Below are 12,902 nucleotides of genomic sequence, written 5' to 3' on the forward strand. Positions count from 1 at the left end.
ATTTGTGGAGCAGATTTGAATGGCTCGCCATGATAAGAGCGATTTTAAAACCATCAATAAAATAGAGCGATACTTTATATGCCATGATACAAATGATATACAATGATACTTCTGACCGTTCAGGCTGCCACCGTAAAAGAGCAGCAAGTGAAATTCTTATGATGACTTCATCAGTCATGCCATGGAGGTGAAAAAATCTAAGAAAGGAAGTAGTAAAATCATGGAAACAGTAAACTATAAAGATTTAGTTGCGATTGGTTTTCCAGAGCACACATCGAGGAATATTATTAGACAAGCAAAAAAAATTGCTGTAAAAAAGTTTGAAGAAGCTAGAAAAAATGATAAGAATGCGGTACAATTAGGATGTTCACCTTTCGATAATAAAAGGTTAGGCATTGCTCCTAAAAATATTGTAGAAAATTTAATTGGTATTTCTTTTTCAGATATAGAAGGTGAGAAAAATGGTTATATCAAAGACAAAGAAATATAAAGGTGTATACAAAGATTCAAAAGGAAAAATTTATTTTCAAATTGAATTAGGAGTTGATCCAATAACTGGGAAAAGAATCCAAAAGAAAGGAAGGAAAAATCAACAAGGACTACCGTTTAATTCTTTTAAGGAAGCATATGAAGAGATACTTCGTTTAAAACATGAATTTGTGAACTCTACTACTAATAATAGTTTTCTAACTTTTAGAGAGTTTATGGAAGAGATTTATTTAAAATATTATCAACAAAAAGTTCAATTTGTAACTTATCAGACCGCTTTACCACATCATCAGTTATTTATTAAGCAATTTGGTAGTAAAAAATTATCAGATATTAGTACTATTGACTGTGAAAGATTTCGCTTAGCTATTATAGACAAGTATTCTAGTAACTATGCTAAAAATATGTGGTCTAGATTTAAAGCATGTCTGGGCTATGCAGAAAGATTGGGTTATATTGATAGAGTTCCTTTTAAAGGATTAGATAATCCTAGAGGAAAGCACCCTGATACAAAATTTTGGACATTTGATGAATTTAAGAAGGTAATAAACTCTTTTGATATTAGTGAGTATGAGGGACTCCATAATTACATGACGATCTGGTTATATTTTATGACTGGTTTAAGAGTTAGTGAGGGTATTGCTCTTAAATGGGAAGATATTGATTTTGAACGTAAATGGATTCATGTTCATTCGACAATTGAGAAAGATAAAAACGGTGTATGGTATGCTAAACAACAAACAAAGACAATAGCAGGGGATCGTAAAATTGATTTAGATGATTTTACGATTACAATACTTAAAAAATGGCGAGAAGTTCAAATCAAGAATGATGATAAAGATTATGTAGTATCACGTTTTGGTGCCCCCTTGTGTAAGTCTACAATTTCTAGGATAATAAGAAGGCATGCTAAGATTACTGGCGTACCAGAAATTACGGGGAAAGGATTAAGACATAGTCATGCATCTTATCTTATAAATGTGTTACATAAGGATACTTTATATGTTTCATATCGATTAGGACACGCTGATAAGTCAACCACGTTGAATACATATAGTCACTGGTATTATTCAGGTGATTCAACAATTTCAGAAGAGATTACAAACAGTTTAGATAATCTTGGATTATCAATTTACCTACCAAATTCCTGCCAGAGTTGAAAATTGAGGAATTAACCCACTAATACTGGGAGAAAATAGGATTTGCAAATTGTTACTCTTAAATAATAGAGCGACTACATTTGTAGCTTAAAAACATGATTAAACCGCTATTCTTAGGATTAGCGGTTTTCTTTATAATTGAAAAGAGAAAATTTATAAAGTGTCTCCAGTTGTTCCATAAGATTTTCATCATAAAGTTCTGGAGTTTGATTAGAGAACCATGTCAATCAAACTCCAACGCTCGATAAAGCGATGATGTATTTGTGGAAGGAGATTATGTTTGCTAAGGTATTTTTTGCAGAAATAGTGGTACAATATCCTTAGAATAGTTCAAAATTTATCTTTGCTAGGGGAAAGGGAGATTGAACTCCCTGATGCATCCGTCTTAGTATGGGATTAATGTCCTATAAAAAGGAAATGTTATAAAGGTGATATTGATGGAAAGATATGAATTTACAGCGACAACAGCAAAATCAGATATAATAATTGGTATCCTTTTTCCCATGTTCCTCATGCTTCCTGTATTGGGAATACAGTTGGCTATATTCTATTTAAAACTGAATGATTTTTTTAAATCACAACCTCTTTTTCTTTATACGATAGTATTAGTATTTTTTGGTATTAGTTTTCTTTTAATTAAAAAAATACAAGGTAGTCTAGTGAAGAATTTTGTCGTAGAATTATCTGGAAGAAATATTAGGATTCGGTGTGATGGAAAGGAGATTGTATCAGGAGAAGTTATTTTCTGTAGGATAAAAAATAAGGAGCCTAAACTGGGGGCGAGAGCCTTAAATGTAGACATAGACACCAAGGGGAATAACATTAAATTTCGAGTTCGGTCTAAGGAATATGAAAATTTATCATCTTCTACTTGGAATCCTCTCGGGACAAGCAAACCCTCTGATGTAGAAACGTTATTATCTTTGAGCAAAAAAATAAAAAATGCTATGGAAGAAGAAGTTTTGATAGAAGATAAAGCTTCAAAAAAACCTCGATCGTTTTGATTGAGGTTTTTAGCATATTTCTTAAACAATACCTTGTGCAATCATAGCATTGGCTACGTTTTCGAAGGCAGCGATATTTGCTCCTGCAAGGTAGTCAGTACCAAGACCGTAAGTTTCAGCGGTTGTTTTAGCTGTGCTGAAGATATTGGTCATGATGTCTTTGAGACGGCCGTCAACTTCTTCACGGGTCCATGAGAGGCGAAGGCTGTTTTGGCTCATTTCAAGTGCTGATACAGCTACACCACCAGCGTTGGCAGCTTTGGCAGGCCCGTAAAGGATTCCGTTTTCTTTGTAGACTTTAATCGCATCAAGGTCGCTAGGCATGTTGGCACCTTCTGATACGAAATACCAAACTCAACATATTCCTCTGAAAGCCAAGTATCCCGGAGGATTTGATGCTTTGTTCCTACTTGGTTTTATGAATCAGCTACCCGGAACTCTGTCAGAGAAGGATAGACCAGCTATCGACGCTCTGAGCTCTGATCAACTCTGGCAAGATTGTCAGGATACTATCAAGAGGAGTATCGGTCTTTTTGAACAGGCTGGCTATGATTTAGAGGTTGAGAATTACCATTTTACTATTTTATTGGGCAATCCAGACAAGCCTATGCTACAGCTCAATAAGGGTTACAGCGGAGATGGTGGAATCCCAGGCTACCTCATGCTTAGTCTACTACCAAATGACTATACTTTGCCACGTGTGCAGGCGGCATTAGCCCACGAGTGCAATCACAATGTCCGCTTCCAATTTATCAAATGGAACCAGCAGACGACATTAGCAGACTGGGTAGTTAGTGAAGGATTGGCAGAGTCTTTTGCAGCTGAACTCTATGGCAAGGAGCTCATCGGACCTTGGGTCACTTCAACTAGTTCCGAGCAGATAGAAGAGATTAAGCCCATCATCTCAAGTCAGCTTCAGCTAACGGGGATGGCGGAAATGGCTCCATATCTCTACGGTGATGAAATTGCAGAGATACAGGGTCAGATACCAGTTGGAATGCCTTATGCTGCAGGCTATGCTTATGGCTATCATCTGATACAAGACTATCTTAAAAGGACAGGTAAGAGCATCATTGAGGCCACAGTAACATCGACTGAAGAGATTTTAGAGGCGACTAAAGACTTTTGGAAATGACACTTTTGCTTGAAAATCTGCCAAAACTTGATATAATGTAGGTGATTTCTGGAGGTGATAGTATGCATTATAAAAGAATTGAATTAAAAGTTACAAATCAAGGTATCCATGAGCGCAAGATTTTTCAAGGGGTTAAGATTTTCAGCCGCAGCAAGTTATCCAAAGATCAGAAAAGCATTTTGACACAGAAGATTTACCTGACACCGAAGCAAAACATTGTTTACTATCAACGGACAGATGTCAACTATGACCAGAACTGGCATCATAAGAAGGATTATTATGAACTAGCTTATGGTCAGTTGGACAGAGAGACTGTTTTTAAGGTTTGCCAAGATTTTGACGAACTAAGTCCTTTCCTGGAGAATAAGCTGTTAGAGAAGCTAAAAGAAAAGCAGATAGCAGGCAAATTTTTTGAAAAATTAGATATATAAAAATCCGGCTGCTTTGATAAGCAGTCGGATTTCTCTAATTTATAGTTTGATAATCTTTCATAAGGGAAAATAGATCTTTTTTTATTATGAACAGCAAACTTAGTTAGAAATTGTGGAAACAGTATAGTTGAAATCTATGAAGAATAGGTGTATAATCAAGAAAAAATAATTGAGTGCTCACTCAATTTTGTAGATGTGTAAGGAGTTCATACAATGGTTGTTCAAGCAATACAATATAGTCGTTTCGGTGATGAAGAAGTGTTAGATTTAGTGAACATTAAATCTGATTCTTTGAAAGTGAATCAAGTTAGGGTAGAAGTTTATGCAGTTGGTTTAAATCCTATTGATTATAAAACTTTTGAGGGTGCAAAGCCACTTCGTTTTCTATCTTTTATGACGAAACTAAGGAAGCCAAGTCATTGGTTTGAGTAAAAATCATCTCTTTTTCCAAGAGGTATTGGTCGGGATTTTGCTGGAGTTATCACAGAAGTTGGTGAAGGAGTAAGTCGGTTTGCAGTAGGTGATAAGGTTTTTGGAACAATGATCAGTGACCCTGGATTAGGCACCAAGAGGGGAGCTTTGGCAACAGAAATTTGTGTCAATGAATCAGAAATTGTGTTGAAGCCAGAGATGATTGATATGAACCATGCAGCTACTATGGGTGTAGCCTCTCTAACTGTGGGAGGTGCTTTTAGAAAGATTGAGCTAAACTCTAAAGATGTTGTAGTTATTTCAGCAGCAGCAGGAGGTATTGGAAGTATCGCAGTACAGTATGCGGTTGCTAAAGGTGCGACAGTTATTGGAATTGCGAGTAAGAAAAATTCAGATTATCTGAAGTCTTTAGGTGCTATACTGGTAGCCTACGAAGAGAACATCCAGAATGCTCTTCTATCAGCAAGTGCAAAGCCAATTACAAAATTCTTGGATTGCTATGGAAGTGATTATGTTAAATTGGCTTTCAGTTTGGGATTGAAGGGCACGGCTATTGGAACGCTAGTACCTTCACCATATGTTATGATAAAAGGTGCCCAGTTCACGGGTCCGAGACATTCCACATATGATGATTTTAACACTCTAGCGGAAATGGTCTCAGAAGGGAAGGTTCAGCTGAATATTGACCAGGTTTATGATTTTTCTCTAAAATCAGTTAGAGAGGCATATCGTAGCCTGAAGTCGGGACACACTCGAGGTAAGAAAGTTGTAAAAGTAAGAGGGTAGGAGAGAGGTGCCAGCAATGGAAAGTTTAGAACAAAAGTATGCTCAGACATTAGAAAATAGCAACTTGAGCTTAAAACAACGTCAAGTTTTATTATCAAGTCTAAAGTTATTTTCAGAAATTGGCTTTGAAAATACAACAGCTAGCCTTATTTCTAAGGAGGCTGGAGTTTCAGAAGGGACAGTTTTTAGTTACTTTAAAACTAAGGAAGGCATCTTAGAAGCAATTTTATCGACTTTTCTTAAGCAAGTTATTCCAGATGTGATTGCTGATTTTTCTGAGAAGAAATTTACAGCAAACCAAGAGTCTTTTCCGCTATTTTTAAGAAGCATAGTTCGAGATAGACTAGTTTTTATTCAGGAGAATCAAATGCAAGTTAAAATTCTCTTGAACCGTTCTTTTATTGATGGAACGATTTCTAACCAGTTAGGGAATGTTATTGTTCACTCTATCATTAAGCCAATTAGTCCAGTTTTGAATCAGTTTAAAGAAAATGGTGCTATCCGAGATTGGTCAAATGAAAGAATTGTTCGCTATATTTTAGCCTTGAGCCTTTCTTATGTTCTTCCAATGATGTTGAATAATAAGGAGGTCCTAGACATAGATGAAGCAGTAAATGAAATTGTTGAATGCCTGTCTTTTGCCTTAGTAGAAGTAAAATAAATCTTGATTTTAAGCTTACTATTTTAAATAGTGAGCTTTTTTGAAGCCTACATAAAAATCCCCAATCAGAGCGATTGAGGATTAAGCAAATGAATCTTAAACAATACCTTGTGCAATCATAGCGTTTGCTACATTTTCGAAGGCAGCGATATTTGCTCCTGCAAGGTAGTCAGTACCAAGACCGTAAGTTTCAGCGGTTGTTTTAGCTGTGTTGAAGATGTTGGTCAGGATGTCCTCGAGACGACCAGAGTATACTAACATCTATTCATATGATGAGAGGGATTTTATCATCCAGATATTCATAGCTGGGTGGCCGGCGGCGTTAGAAAGTGCTTGTTGCAATGCTATAAAACCATAGTGTTGATAGATGGCCACAGCCGTAGCCAGTTCAGTAGAGGTTTCTAGATAAAGCTGTTCGTAACCTGCTAGGCGGGCTTCCTGGAATATCCGCTTTATCAACCTGCTGGAATAACCTTTGCCACGGCTATTTTTAGTGACATACAGTTTTTATAATTCAGCAATCTTATCAGACACAGGTGCAAAGCCACCACAGCCAACCAGCTGTCCTTCGTCTTCCAGAACAAAGTAAGCTGCTCTCTCTTGCTGTTGATAGTAGTCGGCCAAATGATCTAGATGAGAATCAAAGTAGACAGTTCCTGGTTTGTCAAGCCCGAATTCTTCTAGGCTAGCTCGAATGAGTTGCGCTACAGCTGGATTGTCTCTTACTTCCATCGACCGTAAGTTCATCATTTGTCCTCCGATAGGATGTATCGACTAATTAAACAATACCTTGTGCAATCATAGCGTTTGCTACGTTTTCGAAGGCAGCGATATTTGCTCCTGCAAGGTAGTCAATACCAAGTCCGTATGTTTCAGCAGTTGTTTTAGCTGTATTGAAGATGTTTGTCATGATGTCTTTGAGACGTCCATCAACTTCTTCACGGGTCCATGAAAGGCGAAGGCTGTTTTGGCTCATTTCAAGCGCTGATACAGCTACACCACCAGCGTTAGCAGCTTTGGCCGGTCCGTAAAGGATTCCGTTTTCTTTGTAGACTTTAATCGCATCAAGGTCACTAGGCATGTTAGCACCTTCTGATACGCAGATAACTCCTTGAGCAACCAAACGTTTAGCTGCGTCGCCGTTGATTTCGTTTTGAGTCGCACATGGAAGAGCGATGTCGTAGTTTTCAGCGTAAGTCCATACAGAACCTTCATGGTAAGTAGCAGTTGCTTTCTCAGCAGCGTACTCAGTCAAACGTGCACGACGGTTATTCTTCACATCTGCTAGAAGGTCGAAGTCGATACCATTTTCATCAATGACATAACCATTTGAGTCAGATACAGAGATGACAGTAGCACCAAGTTCAGTTGCTTTTTGAAGTGCATATTGAGCTACGTTACCAGAACCTGAAATCACCACTTTTTTACCAGCAAAGCTGTTACCGTTAGCTTTGAGCATTTCTTCAGTGTAGTAAACCAAACCGTAACCAGTTGCTTCTGGGCGAATCAAGCTACCACCAAATCCAAGAGGTTTACCAGTCAAGACACCCGCATCAAATTGGTTAAGACGTTTGTATTGTCCATAAAGGTAACCAATTTCACGTCCACCAACACCGATATCACCGGCTGGGACGTCAAGTGATGGTCCGATGTATTTTTGCAATTCAGTCATGAAGCTTTGGCAGAAGCGCATCACTTCAGCATCAGTCTTTCCTTTTGGATCGAAGTCTGATCCCCCTTTACCGCCTCCGATTGGCAGTCCAGTCAAGACGTTTTTAAAGATTTGTTCGAAGCCGAGGAATTTCAAGATCCCTTGGTTTACAGTTGGGTGGAAACGAAGTCCGCCTTTATATGGTCCAACAGCTGAGTTGAATTGAACACGGTAACCACGGTTCACTTGGACTTTTCCATCACGGTCAACCCAAGGAACACGGAAAGAAATCACGCGCTCAGGCTCAGTGATACGTGCCAAGATGTTTTCTTCGATGTACTCAGGGTGTTTTTCAAATACAGGTTCCAAAGTGCTGAAGAATTCTTCAACCGCCTGGAGAAATTCAGCCTCATGCCCGTTACGAGCTTTCACAGTTGCAAACACGCTTTGGATATAGTCTTTAGCAGATGTCATATCGTTCTCCTTTTTGTTGTTATATTTTATTACATGAGCCATTATAGCAGAAATTTTTTTGAGTGTAAAGAAAAAAACAGAAATTTTCTAAAAATTCTTTCAATTTACAAAACCGAACGTTTTAGATAGAAATTAGTTTCTCAAAGAGAAAATTTGAAAGTATGGTATAATATTAGAAATAAAAGGAATCTGGAGGATCAGAATCATGGTATCAACGAAAACACAAATAGCTGGCTTTGAGTTTGACAATTGCTTGATGAACGCAGCAGGTGTAGCTTGTATGACAATAGAGGAACTTGAAGGAGTCAAAAACTCAGCAGCGGGAACCTTTGTCACGAAGACAGCGACCTTGGAATTTCGTCAGGGAAATCCTGAACCACGTTACCAGGATGTTCCACTTGGTTCTATCAACTCTATGGGCTTGCCAAATAATGGTTTAGACTATTATCTGGACTATCTTTTGGACTTGCAGGAAAAGGAGCCAAACCGTACTTTCTTCCTATCTCTAGTCGGCATGTCTCCAGAGGAAACACATACCATCTTGAAAAAAGTCCAAGAGAGTGAGTTTAAAGGACTGACAGAGCTTAATCTCTCTTGTCCAAATGTTCCAGGAAAACCTCAGATCGCCTATGATTTTGAGACAACAGACCGTATCTTGTCTGAAGTATTTGCCTACTTTACAAAACCTCTTGGGATCAAATTGCCACCATATTTTGATATTGTTCACTTTGATCAAGCGGCAGCTATTTTCAACAAATATCCGCTCAAGTTTGTTAACTGTGTTAACTCTATCGGAAACGGCCTTTATATAGAAGGCGAGTCGGTCGTGATTCGTCCTAAAAATGGTTTTGGTGGCATTGGTGGGGAGTATATCAAACCAACTGCTCTAGCTAATGTCCATGCTTTCTATCAACGCTTAAATCCGCAAATCAAAATCATCGGAACGGGTGGCGTTCTGACGGGTCGTGATGCCTTTGAACACATCCTTTGCGGTGCTAGTATGGTGCAAGTAGGAACGACGCTCCACAAGGAAGGCGTCGGTGTTTTTGAACGCATTACCAAAGAACTAAAAGCAATCATGGCAGAAAAATGTTATGAGAACCTAGAAGATTTCCGTGGGAAATTGCGCTATATTGATTAAGTTTAATAAAAAATCAGAAGAAAGGAGAGAAGATGCTAGCCATTGAAGACAGTCAGAAGTTGACTTTATCAAATCTATCTAGCTTGAACCTATTTACAGGGACAGATCAGGGTCAGTTTGAAGTTATGAAGAGTCAAGTGTTGAAGCAGATTGGTTATGATCCAGCTGATCTCAATTTTGCTTACTTTGATATGAAAGAAGTAGCCTATAAAGACTTAGAGTTGGAGTTGGTCAGTCTCCCTTTCTTTGCTGATGAGAAAATCGTGATATTAGACCATTTTGTCGATATTACAACTGCCAAGAAACGTTTTTTAACAGATGATGAGCTCAAGTCGTTTGAAGAATACCTTGATAACCCTTCGCCAACAACAAAATTATTGATTTTTGCAGAAGGAAAGTTAGATAGTAAAAGACGGCTGGTCAAATTGCTCAAACGAGATGCGACTGTCTTTGATGCTATTGAACCCAAGGAACAAGAATTGCGCCAGTATTTCCAAAAGTGGAGCCAGAAACAAGGTCTGCAGTTTGTGGGGCAATCCTTTGAAAATCTACTTATCAAGTCTGGTTTTCAATTTAGTGAAATCCAGAAAAATCTCCTCTTCTTACAGTCTTATAAGTCAGGCGATGTGATTGAGGAAAAGGATATTATCGAAGCCATTCCAAAGACTTTGCAAGACAATATTTTTGATTTGACTCAGTTTATTTTAGCTAAGAAGATTGACCAGGCGCGTGACTTGGTTAGAGATTTGACCTTGCAAGGGGAGGACGAAATCAAGCTCATAGCTGTCATGTTAGGACAGTTTCGAACCTTTACCCAGGTGAAAATTTTATCAGATACTGGTCAGACGGAATCGCAGATCGCAAGCAGTCTGGGAACTTACTTGGGGCGCAATCCTAATCCTTATCAAATCAAGTTCGCATTAAGAGATTCGAGAGGGATTTCCTTGGCCTTTCTCAAACAAGCAATTTCTTATTTAATTGAAGCAGACTATCAGATTAAGACAGGTGTCTATGAAAAAGGCTACCTTTTTGAGAGAGCGCTGTTACAGATATCTAGCCAAGCGTAATGAGCATATAACTTGAAAAAAAAGGATGATTGCGTTATCATCTTCATATAGAAAGAAAAAGAGGTATTACAGATGGCTATTATCTTACCAGACCTTCCATACGCATACGACGCTTTGGAACCATACATCGATGCAGAAACAATGCACTTGCACCATGACAAGCACCATCAAACCTACGTCAACAATGCCAATGCTGCGCTTGAAAAACACCCTGAAATCGGTGAAGACCTTGAAGCCTTGCTTGCTGATGTAGATTCTATCCCAGCTGATATCCGCCAAGCGCTTATCAACAACGGTGGGGGACACTTGAACCACGCTCTTTTCTGGGAATTGATGACTCCTGAAAAAACAGCTCCTTCAGCAGAACTTGCTGCAGCAATCGATGCAACATTTGGTTCATTTGAAGAGTTCCAAGCAGCCTTTACAGCAGCAGCTACAACTCGCTTTGGTTCTGGATGGGCATGGTTGGTTGTCAACAAAGAAGGGAAGCTTGAAGTAACTTCAACAGCAAACCAAGACACCCCAATCTCAGAAGGCCAAAAACCAATCTTGGGCTTGGACGTTTGGGAACATGCTTATTACGTGAAATACCGCAATGTACGTCCTGACTACATCAAAGCTTTCTTCTCAGTCATTAACTGGAACAAAGTAAATGAGCTTTACGCAGCAGCTAAATAAAAAATAGGAAGGGAAGAGCCAATCTTCTCTTTTTTGGTTTATATGGCAGAAGTCTGACAAAATAGTCAGACTTTTTTCATTTTTATGAGAAATGTACTAATTGCTAGAAATTATGGTAAAATAGAGTGTTAAGTAATCGTGGAAAAGGAAGACTATGCGTAAAGAAATTGCACCTGAATTATACAACTATAACAAGTTTCCTGGCCCAGAATTTCAAGTAAATGGGGAAAAGGTTGAGACTGAAGGAATCGCTTTTACCTTGGTTGAAAATATCAAGGATGCCTTCGATGTGACAGTCTTTAATCAGCGCTTCTCAGAAGTGTTGACCAAGTTTGATTATGTCGTGGGGGACTGGAGCAATGAACAGCTCCGCCTACGTGGTTTTTACAAAGACGACCGAACAGAGGAAAAAATTGAAAAGATCAGTCGCTTACAGGACTATCTTTTGGAGTACTGTAGTTATGGTTGTGCCTATTTTGTCCTAGAAAATCAAGCACCGAAGCGGGCTTCATTTGACAAGAAAATGCGTAAAAAGGATGAGGAAAACCTTCCTAGAAGAGGCAAGAAACCTTCGCAAAATAAGAGAAAACCAAATGCGGATAAGCGAAATAAACGTCGTCATAAGGACCAAAAGTCTCAGAAAGAGGACAAGGGACAGCGCCATTTTGTCATTCGTCAGAAATAGATAGAGAAATAAGGAGAAGAGATGAAACCGTCTATTTATAGTTTAACACGTCAAACCATGCAAGAATGGGTATTAGAACAAGGAGAAAAGAAATTCCGTGCAGATCAAATCTGGGAATGGCTCTACCGTAAACGTGTCCAGTCATTTGAAGAAATGACCAACCTTTCCAAGGATTTGATTGCCAAGCTCAATGAGCAGTTTGTGGTCAATCCATTGAAACAACGAATTGTGCAAGAGTCAGCTGACGGTACCGTTAAGTATCTTTTTGAGTTGCCGGATGGCATGTTGATTGAGACAGTGCTGATGCGTCAACACTACGGTTTGTCAGTCTGTGTGACCACTCAGGTTGGTTGTAATATTGGTTGTACCTTCTGTGCGTCAGGCCTGATTAAGAAGCAACGTGACCTTAATAACGGGGAAATCGTAGCGCAGATCATGTTGGTTCAGAAATACTTTGATGAGCGTGGTCAGGACGAACGTGTCAGCCATATCGTTGTCATGGGAATTGGTGAACCATTTGATAACTACAACAATGTTTTGAATTTTGTCCGTACCATCAATGATGACAAGGGAATGGCTATCGGTGCTCGTCACATCACAGTTTCAACTTCAGGTTTGGCACACAAAATTCGTGACTTTGCTAATGAAGGCGTACAGGTCAATCTCGCTGTTTCCCTTCACGCACCTAATAATGAATTGCGCTCAAGCATCATGAAGATCAACCGTGCCTTTCCGATTGAAAAACTCTTCGCAGCTATTGAGTATTATATCGAAACAACAAATCGTCGTGTGACCTTTGAATACATCATGCTCAATGAAGTCAACGACGGAGTAGAACAAGCCTTGGAGCTGGCGGAATTGCTCAAAAATATCAAGAAATTGTCTTATGTAAACTTGATTCCCTATAACCCAGTTAGTGAACATGACCAATATAGCCGTAGTCCTAAAGAGCGCGTGATGGCCTTCTACGATACCCTCAAGAAAAAAGGGGTCAACTGTGTTGTTCGTCAAGAACATGGTACTGATATTGATGCAGCTTGTGGACAATTACGCTCCAATACAATGAAACGTGACCGCCAGAAGGCAGTCGCAGCGGTAAATCCATAAA

General features: G+C 38.9%; 11 protein-coding genes and 5 pseudogenes. 12 read left to right on the forward strand and 4 right to left on the reverse strand.

Annotation, left to right across the window (positions count from 1 at the left end):
- Positions 1 to 220 precede the first annotated feature (220 nt).
- From HMPREF1125_RS08100 to HMPREF1125_RS08110, 3 genes are all read left to right on the forward strand, one after another.
- Entirely contained in the window at positions 221 to 490 is a 270-nt protein-coding gene (locus HMPREF1125_RS08100) for a DUF3173 family protein (RefSeq protein WP_000450956.1), read from the forward strand.
- Positions 462 to 1,649: a tyrosine-type recombinase/integrase gene (locus HMPREF1125_RS08105; protein ID WP_000237021.1), complete on the forward strand. Its 1,188-nt coding sequence runs from the start codon at positions 462 to 464 to the stop codon at positions 1,647 to 1,649. The genes HMPREF1125_RS08100 and HMPREF1125_RS08105 overlap by 29 nt, the downstream gene beginning before the upstream one ends.
- Before the next feature lie 437 nt (positions 1,650 to 2,086).
- On the forward strand, positions 2,087 to 2,653 hold the full coding sequence (locus HMPREF1125_RS08110) for a hypothetical protein (protein WP_000443016.1): 567 nt from the start codon (positions 2,087 to 2,089) through the stop codon (positions 2,651 to 2,653).
- A 21-nt stretch (positions 2,654 to 2,674) separates the two neighbouring features.
- Here the strand turns inward: HMPREF1125_RS08110 and HMPREF1125_RS08115 are convergent.
- A pseudogene (locus HMPREF1125_RS08115) lies at positions 2,675 to 2,995 on the reverse strand (NADP-specific glutamate dehydrogenase); the annotation flags it as partial.
- Between HMPREF1125_RS08115 and HMPREF1125_RS08120 the strand changes: the two are divergent.
- The 4 genes and pseudogenes from HMPREF1125_RS08120 to HMPREF1125_RS08135 all read left to right on the forward strand — a co-directional run.
- Positions 2,976 to 3,788 (forward strand): annotated as a pseudogene (locus HMPREF1125_RS08120) (DUF2268 domain-containing protein); the annotation flags it as partial. The pseudogenes HMPREF1125_RS08115 and HMPREF1125_RS08120 sit on opposite strands and share 20 nt — an antisense overlap.
- Before the next feature lie 62 nt (positions 3,789 to 3,850).
- Entirely contained in the window at positions 3,851 to 4,219 is a 369-nt protein-coding gene (locus tag HMPREF1125_RS08125) for an EXLDI protein (RefSeq protein WP_000559017.1), read from the forward strand.
- 213 nt (positions 4,220 to 4,432) lie between these two features.
- A pseudogene (locus tag HMPREF1125_RS08130) lies at positions 4,433 to 5,437 on the forward strand (NADP-dependent oxidoreductase).
- Positions 5,438 to 5,453: 16 nt separating this feature from the next.
- Complete coding sequence (locus tag HMPREF1125_RS08135; RefSeq protein ID WP_000444596.1) at positions 5,454 to 6,098, forward strand: TetR/AcrR family transcriptional regulator; 645 nt, start codon at positions 5,454 to 5,456, stop codon at positions 6,096 to 6,098.
- A 96-nt stretch (positions 6,099 to 6,194) separates the two neighbouring features.
- Here HMPREF1125_RS08135 and HMPREF1125_RS08140 read toward each other — a convergent pair.
- The 3 genes and pseudogenes from HMPREF1125_RS08140 to gdhA all read right to left on the reverse strand — a co-directional run.
- A pseudogene (locus HMPREF1125_RS08140) lies at positions 6,195 to 6,344 on the reverse strand (NADP-specific glutamate dehydrogenase); the annotation flags it as partial.
- A gap of 15 nt (positions 6,345 to 6,359) precedes the next feature.
- Positions 6,360 to 6,845: pseudogene (locus HMPREF1125_RS08145) on the reverse strand (GNAT family N-acetyltransferase).
- A gap of 31 nt (positions 6,846 to 6,876) precedes the next feature.
- Positions 6,877 to 8,223, reverse strand: a complete 1,347-nt coding sequence (gene gdhA / locus HMPREF1125_RS08150) for an NADP-specific glutamate dehydrogenase (protein WP_000199512.1) — start codon at positions 8,221 to 8,223, stop codon at positions 6,877 to 6,879.
- Between the two features lie 205 nt (positions 8,224 to 8,428).
- Here gdhA and HMPREF1125_RS08155 point away from each other — a divergent pair, with 205 nt between their 5' ends.
- The 5 genes from HMPREF1125_RS08155 (at position 8,429) to rlmN (ending at position 12,901) form a co-directional block, all read left to right on the forward strand.
- The gene (locus HMPREF1125_RS08155; RefSeq protein ID WP_000255181.1) at positions 8,429 to 9,364 is read left to right on the forward strand and encodes a dihydroorotate oxidase; all 936 of its coding nucleotides are present in this window, start codon (positions 8,429 to 8,431) and stop codon (positions 9,362 to 9,364) included.
- Positions 9,365 to 9,396: 32 nt separating this feature from the next.
- Positions 9,397 to 10,431 (forward strand): DNA polymerase III subunit delta, encoded by a 1,035-nt coding sequence (gene holA / locus HMPREF1125_RS08160; RefSeq protein ID WP_000879621.1) that lies wholly within the window; start codon positions 9,397 to 9,399, stop codon positions 10,429 to 10,431.
- 72 nt (positions 10,432 to 10,503) lie between these two features.
- A complete protein-coding gene (sodA, locus tag HMPREF1125_RS08165) occupies positions 10,504 to 11,109 on the forward strand; it encodes a superoxide dismutase SodA (protein ID WP_000974729.1) in 606 nt (201 codons plus the stop codon).
- Positions 11,110 to 11,263: 154 nt separating this feature from the next.
- A complete protein-coding gene (locus HMPREF1125_RS08170) occupies positions 11,264 to 11,794 on the forward strand; it encodes a YutD family protein (RefSeq protein WP_001224377.1) in 531 nt (176 codons plus the stop codon).
- 21 nt (positions 11,795 to 11,815) lie between these two features.
- Positions 11,816 to 12,901 (forward strand): 23S rRNA (adenine(2503)-C(2))-methyltransferase RlmN, encoded by a 1,086-nt coding sequence (gene rlmN, locus HMPREF1125_RS08175; RefSeq protein WP_000804768.1) that lies wholly within the window; start codon positions 11,816 to 11,818, stop codon positions 12,899 to 12,901.
- The last annotated feature ends 1 nt before the right edge of the window (position 12,902 follow it).

It is taken from the genome of Streptococcus oralis SK304 (assembly GCF_000287715.1).
GTDB lineage: Bacteria > Bacillota > Bacilli > Lactobacillales > Streptococcaceae > Streptococcus > Streptococcus oralis_Y.